The organism is Streptomyces sp. SirexAA-E (genome assembly GCF_000177195.2).
Classification (GTDB): domain Bacteria; phylum Actinomycetota; class Actinomycetes; order Streptomycetales; family Streptomycetaceae; genus Streptomyces; species Streptomyces flavovirens.
Window position 1 is genome coordinate 4,459,937 of the sequence record NC_015953.1, and the last position, 18,811, is coordinate 4,478,747.

The 18,811-nt window shown below is 72.9% G+C and carries 10 protein-coding genes; 8 read left to right on the plus strand and 2 right to left on the minus strand.

Going from position 1 to position 18,811, the window contains the following annotated elements; translation table 11 throughout:
- Positions 1-139 precede the first annotated feature (139 nt).
- Both guaB and SACTE_RS20100 read left to right on the plus strand, forming a co-directional pair.
- A complete protein-coding gene (guaB, locus tag SACTE_RS20095) occupies positions 140-1,642 on the plus strand; it encodes an IMP dehydrogenase (protein ID WP_014047840.1) in 1,503 nt (500 codons plus the stop codon).
- Positions 1,643-1,747: 105 nt separating this feature from the next.
- Positions 1,748-2,872: a GuaB3 family IMP dehydrogenase-related protein gene (locus tag SACTE_RS20100; RefSeq protein ID WP_014047841.1), complete on the plus strand. Its 1,125-nt coding sequence runs from the start codon at positions 1,748-1,750 to the stop codon at positions 2,870-2,872.
- A 72-nt stretch (positions 2,873-2,944) separates the two neighbouring features.
- On the opposite strand, the gene SACTE_RS20105 is transcribed toward SACTE_RS20100, so the two are convergent.
- Both SACTE_RS20105 and SACTE_RS20110 read right to left on the minus strand, forming a co-directional pair.
- Entirely contained in the window at positions 2,945-3,547 is a 603-nt protein-coding gene (locus SACTE_RS20105) for a hypothetical protein (protein ID WP_014047842.1), read from the minus strand.
- Between the two features lie 109 nt (positions 3,548-3,656).
- Positions 3,657-4,919, minus strand: coding sequence for a nucleotide sugar dehydrogenase (locus SACTE_RS20110; protein WP_014047843.1), 1,263 nt, complete (start codon positions 4,917-4,919; stop codon positions 3,657-3,659).
- A 337-nt stretch (positions 4,920-5,256) separates the two neighbouring features.
- On the opposite strand from SACTE_RS20110, the gene SACTE_RS20115 reads away from it, so the two are divergent.
- From SACTE_RS20115 to SACTE_RS20140, 6 genes are all read left to right on the plus strand, one after another.
- A complete protein-coding gene (locus SACTE_RS20115) occupies positions 5,257-6,963 on the plus strand; it encodes a glycerol-3-phosphate dehydrogenase/oxidase (protein ID WP_014047844.1) in 1,707 nt (568 codons plus the stop codon).
- 789 nt (positions 6,964-7,752) lie between these two features.
- On the plus strand, positions 7,753-9,882 hold the full coding sequence (locus SACTE_RS20120) for a serine/threonine-protein kinase (RefSeq protein ID WP_014047845.1): 2,130 nt from the start codon (positions 7,753-7,755) through the stop codon (positions 9,880-9,882).
- Positions 9,883-10,081: 199 nt separating this feature from the next.
- On the plus strand, positions 10,082-13,183 hold the full coding sequence (locus tag SACTE_RS20125) for a protein kinase (RefSeq protein WP_014047846.1): 3,102 nt from the start codon (positions 10,082-10,084) through the stop codon (positions 13,181-13,183).
- Between the two features lie 116 nt (positions 13,184-13,299).
- Positions 13,300-15,000 carry a serine/threonine-protein kinase gene (locus SACTE_RS20130; RefSeq protein WP_014047847.1) on the plus strand — a complete coding sequence of 567 codons (1,701 nt, stop codon included), beginning with the start codon at positions 13,300-13,302 and terminating at the stop codon, positions 14,998-15,000.
- Positions 15,001-15,248: 248 nt separating this feature from the next.
- Complete coding sequence (locus SACTE_RS20135; protein WP_014047848.1) at positions 15,249-16,886, plus strand: succinic semialdehyde dehydrogenase; 1,638 nt, start codon at positions 15,249-15,251, stop codon at positions 16,884-16,886.
- A 52-nt stretch (positions 16,887-16,938) separates the two neighbouring features.
- Positions 16,939-18,777, plus strand: a complete 1,839-nt coding sequence (locus SACTE_RS20140) for a GMC family oxidoreductase (RefSeq protein WP_014047849.1) — start codon at positions 16,939-16,941, stop codon at positions 18,775-18,777.
- Positions 18,778-18,811 lie beyond the last annotated feature (34 nt).

Consider the following 18,811-nt stretch of genomic DNA (forward strand, 5'->3'; position numbering starts at 1 on the left):
GGGAACCCGGCCGTGGCCACGCCCGGGGCTTCGTGGGAACGCACGGAGCGTCCGGGTGATCTTGATGGTGGAATGAGACGGCCCGCGAGCCCGTTAGCATGGACATCCGCACCGATCAAGGCCATTTGGGGAAGGTGTCATGACTGCAAACGTCGACGGAGTGCCCGAGAAATTCGCGAGGCTCGGGCTGACATACGACGACGTGCTGCTGCTGCCGGGCGCGTCAGAGGTCCTGCCCAACGCGGTCGACACCTCGTCCCTCATCTCGCGCAACGTACGGGTGAACATCCCCCTGCTGTCGGCCGCCATGGACAAGGTGACCGAGGCGCGGATGGCGATCGCCATGGCCCGTCAGGGCGGCGTCGGCGTCCTGCACCGCAACCTCTCGATCGAGGACCAGGTGAACCAGGTCGACCTGGTGAAGCGGTCCGAGTCGGGGATGGTCACCGACCCGATCACCGTGAACCCCGACGCCACGCTCGGCGAGGCGGACGCGCTCTGCGCGAAGTTCCGCATCAGCGGGGTGCCGGTCACCGACTCCGCGGGGAAGCTCCTCGGCATCGTGACCAACCGTGACATGGCCTTCGAGTCGGACCGGGCGCGCCAGGTGCGCGAGGTCATGACGCCGATGCCGCTCGTCACCGGGCGGGTCGGGATCTCCGGCGTGGACGCCATGGAGCTGCTGCGCCGCCACAAGATCGAGAAGCTGCCGCTGGTCGACGACGCCGGCATCCTCAAGGGCCTCATCACGGTCAAGGACTTCAAGAAGGCCGAGCAGTACCCGAACGCCGCCAAGGACGCCGAAGGCCGTCTGCTGGTCGGCGCGGCCGTCGGCGCCAGCCCCGAGGCGCTGGACCGTGCGCAGGCGCTCGCCTCCGCGGGGGTCGACTTCCTGATCGTCGACACCTCGCACGGACACAACAGCAACGCCCTCGACTGGATGGCGAAGATCAAGTCGAGCGTCGGCATCGACGTCATCGGCGGCAACGTCGCCACCCGCGACGGCGCCCAGGCGCTGATCGACGCCGGTGTCGACGGCGTGAAGGTCGGCGTCGGCCCCGGCTCGATCTGCACCACCCGCGTGGTAGCCGGTATCGGCGTCCCGCAGGTCACCGCGATCTACGAGGCCGCGCTCGCCGCGCGTGCCGCGGGTGTCCCCGTGATCGGCGACGGAGGCCTGCAGTACTCCGGCGACATCGGCAAGGCACTGGCCGCCGGGGCGGACAGCGTGATGCTGGGCAGCCTCCTCGCGGGCTGCGAGGAGTCCCCGGGCGAGCTGCTCTTCATCAACGGCAAGCAGTTCAAGTCGTACCGCGGCATGGGCTCTCTGGGCGCCATGCAGTCCCGTGGCCAGGGACGTTCGTACTCCAAGGACCGTTACTTCCAGGCCGAGGTGTCCTCGGACGACAAGCTCGTTCCCGAGGGCATCGAGGGGCAGGTGCCCTACCGCGGCCCGCTGGCCAACGTCCTGCACCAGCTGGTCGGCGGCCTCCGCCAGACCATGGGCTACGTCGGTGCCGCCTCCGTCGACGAGATGGAGAGCAAGGGCCGCTTCGTCCGCATCACCTCGGCGGGGCTCAAGGAGAGCCACCCGCACGACATCCAGATGACGGTCGAGGCGCCGAACTACAGCAGGAAGTAAGCCAGCAGCGCAGGTGAGGGGCGGGCCGGGGTTCCCGGGACCGCCCCTCACGCGTGCGTCGGGGATACTGGACAGCGCAGACGTAGAGGGAAAGGCCACACCATCGTGACTGAGATCGAGATCGGGCGCGGCAAGCGCGGCCGCAGGGCATACGCGTTCGACGACATCGCTGTCGTACCGAGCCGGCGTACCCGTGACCCGAAGGAGGTCTCGATCGCCTGGCAGATCGACGCCTACCGGTTCGAGCTGCCGTTCCTGGCCGCCCCGATGGACTCGGTGGTCTCCCCGCAGACCGCCATCCGCATCGGTGAGCTGGGCGGCCTCGGCGTCCTCAACCTCGAGGGGCTGTGGACGCGGCACGCCGACCCGCAGCCGCTGCTGGACGAGATCGCCGAGATGCCGGTCGAGAGCGCGACCCGCCGGCTCCAGGAGATCTACTCCGCCCCCATCCAGGAGGAGCTGATCGGGCAGCGCATCAAGGAGGTGCGCGACTCCGGCGTCGTGACCGCCGCCGCGCTCTCGCCGCAGCGCACCGCGCAGTTCTCCAAGGCCGTCGTCGACGCGGGCGTGGACATCTTCGTCATCCGCGGTACGACGGTCTCCGCGGAGCACGTCTCGGGTGCCGCCGAGCCGCTGAACCTCAAGCAGTTCATCTACGAGCTGGACGTCCCGGTCATCGTCGGCGGCTGCGCCACGTACACCGCCGCCCTGCACCTGATGCGCACCGGCGCCGCCGGTGTCCTCGTCGGCTTCGGCGGCGGCGCCGCGCACACCACGCGCAACGTCTTCGGCATCCAGGTCCCGATGGCGACCGCGGTCGCCGACGTGGCCGGTGCCCGCCGTGACTACATGGACGAGTCGGGCGGCCGGTACGTGCACGTCATCGCGGACGGCGGCGTCGGCTGGTCCGGTGACATCCCGAAGGCCGTCGCCTGCGGTGCGGACGCCGTGATGATGGGCTCCCCGCTGGCCCGCGCCACGGACGCGCCCGGCCGCGGCCGGCACTGGGGCATGGAGGCCGTCCACGAGGACGTGCCGCGCGGCAAGCTGGTCGACCTCGGCTCGGTGGGCACCACGGAGGAGGTCCTGACCGGGCCGTCGCACAACCCGGACGGTTCGATGAACATCTTCGGCGCCCTGCGCCGCGCGATGGCCACCACCGGCTACAGCGACCTCAAGGAGTTCCAGCGGGTCGAGGTGACGGTGGCGGACTCGCAGCACCGCCGCTGACCTCGCCGTCCCGATACGCCAGGGCCCGGACCACGCATCGTGGTCCGGGCCCTGGCGTACGCGTGGTGGTGCTCAGCCGGCGGCCTTCTTGGCGGACGAGAAGGCGGCGACAGCGGCGATCACGAAGAAGAGGTAGCTGATCAGGCTGGAGTCTTCCTTCCACGCCTCGTTCAGCACGCCGAAGTAGTCGAAGAACATCTCGGAGACGGTGACCGGTGCGACCTTGGTGGCGATGATCGCCTCTCCCAGCAGCTGGCCGCCGTAGACGCCGACCAGGGCGAGGACCGCGCCGACGACCGGCAGGACGGGGTTGCGTCCGCCGATCTTGCCCGCGGCGAAGCCGACCAGGAAGCCGACACCGACAGCCGCGTAGCCGATCTCGTGTTCCGTGGCGCCGATGATCCCGCCGTAGACACCGGCGGACACGAGGGCGGCGACGACGGCGGCGAGGATGCCGAGTCCCAGGCTGTTGCGCACCGGCGCGGCCGGGGCGAACGGATTGCCACCACCGAACTGCCCGGGCTGCTGCCCCGCGAACGGGTTCCCGGTCGGCGCGCCGGGCTGCGGCGGGTACGGGGTACCGGGCTGCTGCTGCGCGTACGGGTTGCCCTCGGCGGGCTGTCCGCCGCCGTAAGGCTGCTGAGGCGGGTTCGGCGGCTGGACGGGCTGGCTCATGGTGGTGTTCCCCCTGGGACAGATGCGCACTGCTGTGCGACGAGTGACGCCGCAGGCTAGCAGGCACGACGGACACAGGGCACCGTGAATCCCTTGCGGGGCTTGGGCCCTAGAGCCGGTGCGCGGCGCCTGCCGGGGTGGCTCCCCTTGTATCCAGGAGGAGTTGGGCCTTCACGGCCAGTCCCTGGAGGTCGTACGTGCGGTGGTGCTGGAGCAGCACCGTCAGGTCGGCCCCGGCGGCGGCCTCGTAGAGCGAGTCGGCGCGCGGGACGGGCACGTCGCGTACCCGCCAGTCCAGGACGTGCGGGTCGTGGTAGCCGATCTGGGCGCCCATGTCCATGAGCCGGCCGGCGATCTCGCGGGCGGGGGAGGCCTCCTGGTCCGCGAGGTCGGGCTTGTAGGTGACCCCGAGCAGCAGGACCCGGGCGCTCCGCACGGACTTGCCGTGTTCGTTCAGCAGGGTCGCGCAGCGCTGGATCACATAGCTCGGCATCCGGTCGTTGATCTCCTTGGCCAGCGAGACCATGCGCAGCGGGTGGCCGGGCGTGTGGCTGGTGTACGGGAAGTATCCGGGGTCCAGGGGTGCGGCGTGGCCGCCGACGCCGGGTCCGGGTCGGAAGGGCTGGAAGCCGAAGGGCTTGGTCTCGGCGCACCTGATGACGTCCCAGAGGTCGACCCCGAGGTCGTGGCAGAGCACCGCCATCTCGTTGACCAGCGCGATGTTGACGTGCCGGAAGTTGGTTTCGAGGACCTTGGTCATCTCGGCCTCGCGCGGCCCTCTGGCCCGGACCACCTTGTCCGTGAGCCGGCTGTAGAAGGCGGCGGCGGACTCGGTGCAGGCGGGGGTGAGGCCGCCGATGACCTTGGGGGTGTTGGCGAGGACGTGGGTGCGGTTGCCCGGGTCGAGGCGGGCGGGGGAGTGGGCGAGGTGGAAGTCGCGTCCCGCGCGCAGGCCCGAGCCCTCCTCCAGGAGCGCCCGGACGACGTTCTCGGTGGTGCCGGGCGGTACGGCCGACTCGACGAGGACGGTGGTGTGCGGCCGCAGCCGGGCGGCCAGCGCGCGGGTCGCGTCGCTGACGGGGCCGAGGTCGAGTGCGCGGTCGGGGCCGAGCGGGGTCGGTGCGCAGATCACGGCGGTGCGGACCCGGCCGAGTTCGGCGGGGTCCGCGGTGGGCCGGAAGCCGCCCGAGAGCATCCTGCGGATGTCCGAGGCGCTGAGGGATCCCTCGACCGGAGTACGCCCGGCGGAGAGTTCGGCGTACGGGCGCGGATCCGTGTCGTAGCCGACCGTCTGGATCCCCGCGGCGACGGCCGCCTGGGCGAGGGGCAGGCCGAGGTGGCCGAGTCCGATGACAGCGAGGTCTGCGGGCATGTGGAGGGCCGTCCTTCCCTGGGGCCTGGGGCCTGATCCGAACGAAGGCCTTGAGGGGCCCGGCGACAGAGCGCGGGTGGGGGAGCGGGCCCTTTAAGACCAAGAGGCGGAAAGCGCAACTGCTGTGGACAATGCAATGTCAGACTAGGCGTATATATGACCTATATGTCGCATTCTGCGGGTCTCGTCGACCGGGTGTTGTCCACAGGCGGTGGCTGAAGTCGCGGAGCGCGGACAGAATCGGAGAGTGGGTGCAGCCGTCCGGCCGTGCGGCCGACCGCGCTCCCCACGCCGAAGCACCCAGATGACCGGAATACCGGGATACCGGGAGGCAGCAGTGAGGACAGCGACACTGGGACCCGCGGAGCGCGCCGAGGCGCTGGCCGCGATGGCCGAGCGCGAATTGGACGTGCTGGTCGTGGGGGCGGGCGTGGTCGGCGCCGGGACCGCGCTGGACGCCGCCACCAGAGGACTCTCGACCGGCCTCGTCGAAGCGCGTGACTGGGCCTCGGGGACGTCCAGCAGGTCGAGCAAGCTGATCCACGGCGGGTTGCGCTATCTGGAGATGCTGGACTTCGCGCTCGTGCGGGAGGCGCTGAAGGAGCGCGGGCTGCTCCTGGAGCGGCTGGCCCCGCACCTGGTGAAGCCCGTCCCGTTCCTCTACCCGCTGCAGCACAAGGGGTGGGAGCGGCTGTACGCGGGCTCGGGCGTCGCGCTGTACGACGCGATGTCGGTGTCCTCGGGCCACGGCCGCGGGCTGCCCATGCACCGGCACCTCTCGCGCCGCCACGCCCTGCGCGTCGCGCCGGCCCTCCGCAAGGACGCCCTGGTCGGCGCCCTCCAGTACTACGACGCGCAGATGGACGACGCCCGCTACGTGGCGACCCTGGTCCGCACCGCCGCGGGCTACGGCGCGCATGTGGCGAACCAGGCCCGGGTGACCGGCTTCCTCCGGGAGGGCGAGCGGGTCGTCGGCGTACGCGTCGAGGACGTCGAAGGCGGCGGCGAGTACGAGGTGCGGGCCAAGCAGGTGGTCAACGCGACCGGGGTGTGGACGGACGACACCCAGGCGCTCATCGGGGAGCGCGGGCAGTTCCACGTCCGGGCGTCCAAGGGCATCCACCTCGTCGTGCCGAAGGACCGCATCCACTCCACGACCGGGCTGATCCTGCGGACCGAGAAGTCCGTCCTCTTCGTGATCCCGTGGGGCCGGCACTGGATCATCGGCACCACCGACACCGACTGGGACCTGGACAAGACGCACCCGGCCGCCTCCAGCGCCGACATCGACTACCTGCTCGAACACGTCAACTCGGTGCTGAACGTCCCGCTGAGCAGGGACGACGTCGAGGGCGTCTACGCGGGGCTGCGGCCCCTCCTGGCCGGTGAGTCGGACGCGACGAGCAAGCTCTCACGGGAGCACACGGTGGCCCATCCGGTGCCGGGGCTCGTCGTCGTGGCGGGCGGCAAGTACACGACGTACCGGGTGATGGCGAAGGACGCCGTGGACGAGGCGGTGCACGGGCTGGACCAGCGCGTGGCCCAGTGCGTCACGGAGGACGTGCCGCTGCTGGGTGCCGAGGGGTACCACGCCCTGTGGAACGCCCGGGCGAGGATCGCCTCCCGGACGGGTCTGCACGTCGTCCGGGTCGAGCATCTGCTCAACCGGTACGGCTCGATGGCCGAGGAGGTGCTCGACCTCGTGGAGGCCGACGCGGCGCTCGGCGAACCGCTGGCCGGGGCGGAGGACTACCTGCGGGCGGAGGTCGTCTACGCCGCCTCGCACGAAGGCGCCCGCCATCTCGACGACGTACTGACCCGGCGGACCCGGATCTCCATCGAGACCTTCGACCGGGGCACCCGGTGCGCCCGGGAGTGCGCGGACCTGATGGCGCCGGTGCTGGGCTGGGACACCAGCCAGGTCGAGCGGGAGGTGGAGCACTACCGCAAGCGGGTCGAGGCGGAGCGGGAGTCGCAGCGGCAGCCCGACGACCTGACGGCGGACGCGGCGCGGCTGGGGGCGCCGGACATCGTGCCGCTCTGAGCCGCTCCGAGTCGCTCCGAGTCGCTCCGCGCCGTTCTGTGTCGGGGTGGGCGGACCTCCGGCGGGATGCCGGGGGTCCGGGGGCTTGCGGGCCGGGGAACGCGGCCCGCAAGAGGCCGGGTTCGAGGCCGGTGGCCGTCCAGCGGCCCGTGGTGACCCGGTGGATGCGGACGTGCCGGCCGCCCCCCGGTGCGGACGTCCGTGCGTGACTGCCCGTGAGGTGACCCTCGTGACACGGACGGTGCTGCGGGAGGCACCGCCGCGGACGGACCCGTGAGTGAGCGGGGAGCGCGAAGGTGACGCTGCGTCCGACGTCGCCCTGACCGCGTATCAGCCACGGCTGGTGGTGTGCGACGCTGTCCGTCGGCCTCGGCCCTCCTTCCGCCGCGACCCGGAGGACGACGCTCGCGACTGGTGCCTCGGTGACGCCGCGCGCCCGTAAGTGGTCGCCGGATGAGATGCCGGTCCCGGCCGAGCCGTACGTCTCGTAGGCTGCTGAGCACGGGTCACCGGCCGGGAGTGCGGGCGCGGAAGCCTGCCCCTCGACGACGAGCCGGTGGAGGTAGGACGATGCGGTGGTGCGGTGTGGTTCACCGAGCGGTGCGACGGCCGGCGGGGTGAGCGGAACCAGCACCGGCCGGGCGGCGCGCGGTGCTTCGGGCATCGGTACGGTCGGCGGCTCCTTCCTCCGGCCACACCACGACCGACCCCGGACCCGGGACCATGAGCGGTCCCGGGGTGAGGGACAATGAACGCTCTGCCAGGGCGGGTTGATCGCAGAGGGGACGCATGTCGGAGGCGGAGCAGGCACGGGAGCCCCAACGGGACAAGGAAGGGCGTCTTCTCGCGGGGCGGTACCGGCTCGGGGAGGTGCTCGGCCGGGGCGGCATGGGCACGGTCTGGCGCGCTGCCGACGAGACGCTGGGGCGCACGGTGGCGGTCAAGGAACTGCGGTTCCCCTCGGCCATCGACGAGGACGAGAAGCGCAGGCTGATCACGCGCACCCTGCGCGAGGCGAAGGCGATCGCGAGGATCCGCAACACCAGCGCGGTGACCGTCTACGACGTGGTCGACGAGGACGACCGCCCGTGGATCGTCATGGAGCTGATCGAGGGCAAGTCGCTGGCGGAGGCGATCCGCGAGGACGGGGTGCTGACGCCCCGGCGTGCGGCGGAGGTCGGCCTGGCCATCCTCGACGTGCTGCGCTCGGCGCACCGCGAGGGCATCCTGCACCGTGACGTGAAGCCGTCCAACGTCCTGATCGCCGAGGACGGCCGGGTCGTCCTCACGGACTTCGGCATCGCCCAGGTCGAGGGCGACCCCTCCGTGACCTCGACGGGCATGCTGGTCGGCGCCCCCTCGTACATCTCGCCGGAGCGGGCCCGCGGCCACAAGCCGGGACCGCCGGCCGACCTGTGGTCGCTCGGCGGCCTGCTTTACGCGTGCGTCGAGGGCTGCCCGCCGTACGACAAGGGCTCGGCCATCGCCACGCTGACGGCCGTGATGACCGAACCGGTGGACCCGCCGAAGAACGCCGGCCCCCTGACGGAGGTCATCTACGGGCTGCTGACCCGGGACCCCGAGCAGCGGCTGGACGACGCCGGGGCACGCGTCCTGCTCAACGCGGTCATCAACGCGCCGGAGGTTCCGCCGGCACCGCCGGCCGACGCCACACAAATCATGGCGCTGCCCATCCCCGGCGCGAAGAGCACGGACAAGGGCGGGAAGGGCTCCGGGCGGAAGAAGGCGGCCGGGGCGGCGGCCGCGGGCGCGGCGGGCGCCGGGTTCGCGAGCGGTCCGGCCGGCGCGGGCACCTCGGGGACCGGCGCGGCTCAGGCCCCGGCCGCCGGTGCGGGCGCCGCGGCCGGTTCGGGGGCGCTTCCGGGAGCGGGCGGTGGTGCGGCAGCGGGTCCGGCGAACGGGTTCGGAACGGGCTCCGGTCGCGGAGCCGCCGGCACGGGCAGCGGGTCCGGTACGGGAATCGGGGAGAGCACCCGGGAGCGGCTGCGCGGCGCGCTCCGGTCCGCGCGGAACGCCAAGTCCCCGGCCGTCACGGCCACCACGGCCGCGGTCTCCGGCCCCGCGACGCCTCGGCCGGCAGGCACTCCCGCCTCCACGCGCGCCTCGATCACCGACGTCGTGCCGCGCCGCACCCTGGCGATCATCGCCGGTGTCGTGGTGCTCGCCGTGCTCGGTACGGTCCTCGCGCTCACCCTCGGGGGCGACGACGAGGACAGCGCCTCGGGCGGCGGGAGCAAGGGCGACACCGTCTCCTCCGCGGGTGCGGACGGGGGTGACACCGGCGGCGGCTCCGGCAAGGGGGACGAGTCCGGCGGCGCCGAGACGGACGGCGGCGGCCAGAAGGACGGGCAGAAGGGCGGCCAGGGCCAGGAGACGGGCGAGGCGACCGACGGAACCTCACCGTCGGCCTCGGTGACCGACGACCCGGCCGAGGACGGTGTTCCGGACGGGTACAAGAAGGTCACCGACACGCGGTTCCACTTCACCATGGCGCTGCCCGAGAACTTCGCACGCAACGGCATCGCGGGCAGCAACTCGGGCGGCATCTACAACGCCGACGGCGGCTTCCCGCGCGTCCAGGTCGACTACAACTCCTCGCCCGGCACCGACGCCGCGGCCGCGTGGCGCGGCCTGCGGGGAGCCGTTGCCGGGAGCAGCAGCGGCTACAAGCACATCGGTATCGACAAGGTCGACTACAACGGCTACCCGACCGTCGCCGACTGGGAGTTCGTCCGTACGCAGAAGGGCATGCGGGTCCGGGTGCTCAACCGGGGCTTCAAGGTCGACGCCACCCACGGCTACTCGATCATGATCAGCTGCGAGGAGAGCGAGTGGGACGGTGCCGAGTGCGCCAAGCTGCGCCAGACGGCGTTCGGCACGTTCGCACCCACCGACTGACGGCCCGGCAGGCCCCGTTACCGGGTCGGGACCACCGGGTTGCCCCGACCCTGCGGCACGGCGGCGACTTGCCACGTATCGTGAGAGGCCATGGACCGTACGCATCCGGGATCATGGGTCAATTGCACAGCAAGTGACCGCAATTGACGGATTGATGCGGTCTCCGTGACCGGGAGATCGTGCGCTCTGGGGAGGCCTCGTGGACGACTACGCGGGTCGGGTTCTTGCCGACCGCTACCGCCTTCCGCTGCCTCCGTCCGATGCGTACGAACTGGTGGAGACCCGGGCGTTCGACACCTACAGCGGGCAGGAGGTCCTGGTCCGCCAGGTGCCGCTGCCGGAGGTCGTGGACGCGGAGGTGCTGGACGCCGACGGGGTCGCGTCGGCGGCCCGCCGGGCGACCGGGCGTACCGTGCGCAGGTCCACCGACCCCGCTGTCCGGCGGGCGATAGAGGCCGCGCAGGCGGCCGCCCAGGTGCCGGACCACCCGCGGTTGGACCAGGTCTTCGACGTGTTCGCCGAGGCGGGTTCGCTCTGGATAGTGAGCGAACTGGTCGCGGCCCGGCCGCTCGCCGCGCTCCTCGCGGAGCGTCCGCTCAACCCGTACCGGGCCGCGGAGATCGGCTCCGACGTGCTCACCGCCCTGCGGGTGCTGCACGCGCACGGCTGGACGCACCGCAACATCACCGCCCGCACGGTGCTGGTCTGCGACGACGGCCGTGTGGTGCTGACCGGCCTGGCGGCCGGTGCCGCCGAGGAGGCGCTGTGCGGGTACGTGCCCGTGCCGCGGCCCGAGGAGGAGGGCGGCTACGGCCCGCCGGCGGTCGAGACGGGCCCGACCGGACCGTACGAGGGGTTCCCGGCCGAGGCCGCCGCGCCGGAGACGCCGGGGCCGCCGACCTCGCCGGACCTGCCCGAGCCGCGCGAACTGCATCAGCCGTCCGAGCCGCGCGAACTGTTCCAGCCGTCCGAGCCGCGCGGACTTCCCCAGCCGCCCGAGGAGGACGGCCCCGGCCCGGCGTCGTCCGTAGGGGTGCCCGCATCGCGGGAGCCCCTGGAGATCGAGCCGTCGCCCTCGCCGTATGTGCCGCCGGTCGGCCGTCCCGGGCCGGAGCGGCAGGAGCTCGTCCCCCGTCCGGCGCACCCGGCCGTGCCCCTCGCGGAGTCGAAGGCGGAGCCGGGCGCGGGCAGCGCGGCTCAGCTGCGGGCCGCCCGCGCCGGAGCCATCGCCGCCTACCGGGCGGGCGCCCGTGCGGCGGCCCGCGCCCACGAGAACCCGCGGCGCGAGGACGGCGCCGACGCCGCCTCTCCCGCCGCCCCCGGTCCGGACGCGCGTCCCGGGACGCCGTCGGGCGCCGACGGCGGTACGGGAGCCGGGCCGGCCGAGGGCATGAGCTGGGGCCGCATACCGGGGCCCGCCGATGGCTCCGGCGCGGCCTCCGCCGACGGCCCGGGTGCCAGGTCCGATGACGCCCCGCCCGCACCACGGAGCGGCAGCACCGGTGACGGCGGCAGCGGGTCCGAAGACACCCCAGGTCCGCCTGGGCCGGGCGTTCCGGGGCGCCCGCAGCTGTCCGGGGCCTGGGGGCGGCCCGCGGAGCTGCCCTTCCACGGCCCGTACGGCGACGGCGACCCCTACGACGACGAGGGCGAGGACGAGGACGACGAGGGACCCGAGGGGCCCCGGCCCCCCGGGCGACGGGTGCACCTCGCCGGGACCTGGGACGACGGACCCGGCGCCGGCCGCCCGGTCCCCGCGGGTGGCTCCACCGGCGGCTTCGGGCGGGACGAGCTGCGGGCCGACTCCCGGCGCGGGCTGGAGAAGCCCGAGACCCGGGGCGACGGACGAGCCGACCGCCTGCCGCAGCCGGTGGGCGCCCGGGCCTCCGCCGGCGGGTGGGACGAGGTCGTCGCGGGCGGTGGTGACACCCCCGCCTACCGTGGCCCCGCCACCCCTCTCGCCGCCGAGCGCGCCCGGCAGGCCCGCATCGCCGTCGTCGGGGCCGTCACCGAGCGCTGGGCGCCCGAACAGGCTGGCCCCGTCCACGACAACTGGCAGCTGGCCCCGCCCATCGGCCCCTCCACCGACCTCTGGGCGCTCGGCGCCCTGCTCTACCGGGCCGTCCAGGGCCACGCCCCCTACCCGGAGGAGAACGCCGCCGAGCTCGTCCAGATGGTCTGCGGCGAACCGCCCGCCTTCGCCGAGGAGTGCGGTCCGCTCCGTCCGGTCGTCGAGTCGCTGCTCCGCCAGGACCCCACGGAACGGCCCGACTTCGAGGAGCTGCGCGGCTGGCTGCGTTCCCTCGTACGGTCCGCCCCCGAGCCGGAGGCGGGCATCGACGTCGTCTCCCTGCCGCCCACGGACACCACCCGGCTGCCCGTCGTACGCCGCCGGGGCGAGCTCGTCCGCAGGGGCTGGGGTCGCGGCTCGGCCCACGGCCGGCACCGGCAGGGCAGGCGGCAGCGCCTGGAGACGACCGAGCAGCCGAGGTACGAGAAGCCGCCGCGCGCGCCCCGGGAGCCCAAGGGGCCCAAGGTGCTGCGCACGCCCCCGCCCGCCCGGCAGCCCGGCGGCCGGTCGCCGCGACGGCTGGGCCGGCTGCTGCTCGTGCTGATACTGCTGCTGATGGCCGCCGCCGTGGTCTACGCCTTCGTGTTCATGCCCGGGGCCGACTCCGGCACCGGCACGGACACCGGCGCCCGGGACCGGCCCACCGGATCCGCCGCGCCCGCCGACCCTGGCCCGGACCCGGACCCGGGGAGAAGCCCGTCGGGCGGGGCCTCCGCGTCGTCCGGTGCCGGTACGGGGTCGCAGCGGCCGCAGACCAGTCGCTCAGCCGTCGCGCTCGCCCCCGGGTACGCGCTGCGCAAGGACGCGGAGGGCTTCGAGATCGGCGTACCGAAGGACTTCCAGCGCAGCCCGGCCAATGCGGACCGTCAGGTCCGTTACGGCAGCGACGGGTTCAGTGTGCTGGTCGTGCCGGGTCGGGACACCGTCAAGGCCAACGGCTCCGATCCGCTGGACTACCAGCGCAGCCGCGAGCCCGAGCTGGAGCCCTTCCGGGCGTCCAGCTGGGCCAGCTCGTCCGGCCTGCGCCGGGTCGACGTCGGGCAACAGGTCATGGCGGAAGGCCAGTTCACCTGGCAGGAGAGCAACGGCCGTGAGGTGTACGTCCGTAACCTGGTGATGATCGTGTCCGGCCGCTATCACATCGTGCAGGTCATCGGCCCGGAGGATGAGCGGGACAAGGTCACGGACATCTACGAACAGGCCGTCTCCAGCTACCGGGTAGGCGCCTGATCAGGCGTCAGGCGGTCCTCCGAGGATCACAGTGCGATCTCGTGGGCCGTGCCCGGTTACGCGTCGGCGCCTCCCCTCCGTAACCTGGCAGCTCGAGGAAATGGGGCGGGGCACACGTGGAACAGGCGCAGGGTACGGAATCGGGGCTCGTGCTGGCGGGCCGGTACCGGCTCGGGGACGTCCTGGGGCGCGGCGGCATGGGCAAGGTGTGGCGCGCCCACGACGAGGTGCTGCACCGCACCGTCGCCGTCAAGGAGTTGACCGCAGGGCTGTACGTGGCCGAGGCGGACCGGGCCGTCCTCCACGCCCGTACGCAGAAGGAGGCGCGTGCCGCCGCCCGGATCACCCATCCCGGGGTCGTCACCGTCCATGACGTCATCGAGTACGACCACCGGCCCTGGATCGTCATGCAGTACGTCGACGGGCCCTCGCTCGCCGACGCGACGAAGGACACCGGTGAGATCGAGCCACGCGAGGCGGCCCGGATCGGTCTCCATGTGCTCAGCGCCCTGCGGGCCGCGCACGGTGCCGGGGTGCTGCACCGTGACGTCAAGCCGGGCAACGTCCTGCTCGCCCGGGACGGAACGGTCCTGCTGACCGACTTCGGGATCGCCGCGATCGAGGGTGACTCCACCATCACCCGGACCGGTGAACTGGTGGGTTCCATCGACTACCTGGCGCCGGAGCGGGTGCGGGGCGGCGACCCCGGGCCCGCCTCCGACCTGTGGTCGCTGGGGGCCACGCTCTACACGGCGGTCGAGGGGCGTTCGCCCTTCCGCCGTACGTCGCCGATCTCCACCATGCAGGCCGTCGTCGCGGAGGAGCCGCCGCCGCCGGAGCGCGGCGGCGCCCTGGCGCCCGTGATCATCGCGTTGCTGCGCAAGGACCCCGAGGACCGGCCGACGGCCGCGGAGACGGAGCGCATGCTGCTGGACGCCATGGAGGGCCGCAAGCCCCGGGCGGCCCAGGCGCACGTGCCGACACAGCGGCTCTCCGACGAGGACGTGCACGCGTTTTCCGTGCCGGACGGGGCGACGGCCCGCCTCCCGCAGGAGGCCGTCCCCCCTCCGGTTCCTGCCCCCGCCTCCGTCGCCGCGCCCGCCGCCCGGCGCGGCCGGGCCCGGTGGCGTACGGCCGCGCTGGTCGTGGTGGTGGCGGCGGTGCTCGGCGGGGCGGCGGGACTGGCCGCGATGAAGATGGGCGGGAACGACAACGGCCGGGAGCCGGGTGTCGTCGCGCAGGACGGGACCACCACCGAGCCGCCGACGTCCGACGCGTCCGCCGACCCCGAGGAGGCCGGGGCGTCGGACTCCTCCGACACGCCGTCCGAGGACGCGCAGCCCGTCACGAAGGAGATACCCGACGGCTGGAACCGCGTCGAGGACCCGGAGGGATTCAGCCTCGCCGTGCCCGAGGGCTGGACCCGGCAGGTGAACGACGGCCAGATCGACTACACCCCCGACGACGGGGCGCACCGGATACGGATCGGCGTCGACCCGGACCCCGACTTCGACAACTCCTACCTCCACATGGTGGGCATCGAGAAGGACCTCGCGAAGAGGCTGCCGGACTACGAGCGGCTGGCGCTGGAGTCGAACGTGTTCCGGGACCGCCCCGGCTCCCTGTGGGAGTTCACCTGGGTCGAGTCCAAGGACCACCCGGGGCCGCGCCACGGGATCGACCAGATGTACTTCGGTGAGACGGGCGGGCCGGAGTACGCGCTCTACCTGACCGGGCCCGAGGAGGACTGGGCCGAGAGCCGGCAGCTCTTCGACACGATGCTGCGCAGCTGGCAGCCCCCGGCGCAGGAGGGCTGACACCACCCGTGCGGGGCGCCGCGGGGCATCGCACGGCGGGGGCGGCCGGAAAGATCCGCGTCACGGTCGTTTGAGGTCCCGCGCCCCACGCATCCTGGCCTCCGCCGGCGAAGTAGCCCCTGATCAGCGGTTATGCCGCCAGTGATCGCTGGCTCGGTTGTCGGGCGCGGGCGGGAGTGGTGGAGGGTCGGCGAAAACCTGTTACCGACGGGTACCCAAAGCGGGCGACGGGACATACTCTCGCCCTCATGACGGACTCGCAGGCCTCCTCGACCACCGCCGCCGCTTCCGGTACCCGCGTCGGCACCAACCCGGTGGCCCCGGCCCCCGCGGGGGTGCGCACCGCCGCCGACGTGGTCACCCCCGAGGTGATCGCCCGGCTGATCCGTGGAGTCGTCGGCTCCGGCCGCACGGCGAACCACACCCCCTTCACCGGGGAGAAGCTGGCCGACCTGCCCGAGTCCACCCCCGAGGACGTCGAGACCGCCTTCCGGCGCGCCCGCGCCGCCCAGCCCGCCTGGGCCGCGACATCCGTCCGGACCCGGGCCGCCGTGCTCCTGCGCTTCCACGACCTCGTCCTCCAGCGCCAGTCCGAGGTCCTCGACCTGATCCAGCTGGAGACCGGCAAGGCCCGGCTGCACGCCCACGAAGAGGTGCAGGCCGTGGCCGTCTCGGCGCGGCACTACGGGCGCAGGGCCGCCGCGTACCTGAGGCCGAAGCGGCACACCGGTGTCGTGCCGACACTCACCAAGGTCACCGAACTGCGCCAGCCGCGCGGGGTCGTCGGCCAGATCGCGCCCTGGAACTACCCGCTCGAACTCTCCGTCGGTGACGCCCTGCCCGCCTTCGTCTCCGGCAACGCCGTCGTGATGAAGCCCGACACGGAGACCGCGCTGACCGCCCTGTGGGCCCGTGATCTGCTCGTCGAGGCCGGTCTCCCGGCCGAGGTGTTCCAGGTGGTCCTCGGGGAGGGCCCCGTCGTGGGTCCCGAGGTCGTGGCCCGCGCCGACTACGTCTCGTTCACCGGATCGACCCGGACCGGCCGCGACGTCGCCCAGCGGGCCGCTGCCCGGCTCGTCGGCGTCTCGCTGGAGCTCGGCGGCAAGAACCCGATGCTGGTCCTCGCGGACGCCGACGTGGAGAAGGCGGCGGCCGGCGCGGTCCGCGCCTGCTTCTCCTCCGCGGGGCAGCTCTGCATCTCCATCGAGCGGCTGTACGTCCACGCGTCCGTCGCGGACGCCTTCGTGGAGCGCTTCGCCGCCCGGACGAAGGCGATGCGGCTCGGCAACTCCCTCGCGTACGGCGCCGACATGGGATCGCTCGTCGGCGAGCGGCAGCTGGAGACCGTCGCCCGGCACGTCGGCGAGGCCGTCGAGAAGGGCGCCACCCTTCTCGCGGGCGGGGTCGCCCGACCGGACATCGGGCCGCTCTTCTACGAGCCGACCATCCTCGACCACGTCCAGGAGCCCATGGCCGTGTGCACCGAGGAGACGTTCGGGCCGGTCGTCTCCCTCTACCGCTTCACCGACGAGGACGAGGTCGTGGACCTCGCCAACGCCACCCCCTACGGCCTCAACGCCAGCGTCTGGACCAAGGACGCGGCCCGTGGCCACCGGATCGCCGCCCGGCTGCGGGCGGGCACCGTCAACATCAACGAGGGGTACGCACCGGCGTACGGCAGCGTCCAGTCCCCGATGGGCGGCATGAAGGACTCCGGTCTCGGCCGGCGGCACGGCTCCGAGGGCATCCTCAAGTACACCGAGGCCCAGACCGTCGCCCAGCAGCGGCTGATGCCGCTCGCCCCGTCCTTCGGGATGGACGACGAGAAGTACGCCGCCTTCATGAGCCGCAGCCTCAAGGCGATGAAGGCCTTCCGGCTCCGCTGACCAGCCCCTCCCGCCACCGCCCCGAACCCGGCCTTTCTTACCGAGGAGAGCCATGCCCCAGGACAGCCCTGCCCAGAAACCGGCCGCCCGGGCCGTCCCGGCGGCCGACGACGCCGCGTACGACTACGACGTCCTCGTCGTCGGATCGGGCTTCGGCGGCGCGGTCTCGGCCCTGCGGCTGAGCGAGAAGGGATACCGGGTCGGCGTCCTGGAGGCGGGGCGCCGCTTCACCCGCGAGACCCTCCCCAAGAACTCCTGGGACATCAAGAACTACCTGTGGGCCCCGGCGCTGGGCCTCTTCGGCATCCAGCGGGTGCATCTGCTCGGCAAGGTGATGGTGCTGGCCGGCGCGGGGGTCGGCGGCGGATCACTCAACTACGCCAACACCCTGTACGTGCCGCCCGCGCCGTTCTTCGAGGACCGCCAGTGGGCCGGCATCACCGACTGGCAGGACGAGCTGGCCCCCTACTACGACCAGGCGAAGCGGATGCTGGGGGTGCGGCTGAACCCGACCATGACCCCCGCGGACGTCCACCTCAGGGCCGCCGCCGAGACGATGGGCGTCGGCGACACCTTCCACTTCGCCCCGGTCGGCGTCTTCTTCGGCGACGGCCAGGACGCCGACGGCGCCTCGCGGGCGAAGCCCGGCGCGGAGGTCCCCGACCCCTACTTCGGAGGCGCGGGCCCGGCCCGCCGGGCCTGCTCCGAATGCGGCGAGTGCATGACGGGCTGCCGCCACGGGGCGAAGAACACCCTCAACGAGAACTACCTCCACCTGGCACAGAAGGCCGGCGCGGTCATCCACCCGATGACGTCCGTCGTCGCCGTCACCGACGACCCGGACGGCGGCTACCGGGTGTCGACCGTGCCCACCCACCGCCGCCGCAAGGCGAGGCCCACCGTGCTGCGCGCCCGCAGGGTGGTCGTGGCGGCGGGCACGTACGGCACCCAGACCCTGCTGCACACCATGAAGGACCAGGGCCTGCTGCCGAGGATCTCGGCGCGGCTCGGTGAACTGACCCGGACCAACTCCGAGGGCCTGGTCGGGGCACAGACCAGCGACCGCCGCTACCGGAAGAAGCACGGGATCGCGAAGGCCGACTTCACCAAGGGCGTCGCCATCACCTCCTCGGTCCACCCCGACGAGAACACCCACATCGAACCCGTGCGGTACGGCAGGGGCTCCAACGCCATGGGGGCGCTGACCGTCCTCCAGGTCCCCTACAGCTCGCACCGGGTGCTGGCCTGGCTCGGCAACGTCGCCAAGCACCCGCTGCTGACGATGCGTTCGCTGTCCAACCGGCGCTGGTCGGAGCGGACCATCATCGGGCTCGTCATGCAGTCGCTGGACAACTCCCTGACGGCGTACCGCAAGCCCGGAGGCATCGGGAAGGGGCTGCTCACCGCCCGGCAGGGCCACGGCGCCCCGAACCCGACGCAGATCGCGGAGGCGACCCAGGGCGCCACCCTGCTCGCCCAGGAGATCAACGGCTTCGCCGGGTCCAACATCGGGGAGCTGATGGGGACCCCGCTCACCGCGCACTTCCTCGGCGGCTGCCCGATCGGGGCGAGCGCGGAGACCGGTGTCATCGACCCGTACCACCGGCTCTACGGGCACCCGGGGATCTCGGTGGTCGACGGCTCGGCGGTCTCCGCCAACCTCGGCGTCAACCCGTCACTGACCATCACCGCGCAGGCGGAACGGGCCATGTCGTTCTGGCCCAACAAGGGCGAGGACGACCCGCGCCCGGCACAGGACGAGGCCTACGCGCGGCTGGCGGCGGTCGAGCCGCAGGCGCCCGCGGTGCCCGAGGAGGCGTTCGGAGCGCTGAGGCTGCCGTTCCTGGGGATCCCGGTCGTCCCCCCGAAGCAGGCCGCCACCGACGCCTGACCGGGCCCCCGGAAGGTACGCCGAAGGGGCCGCA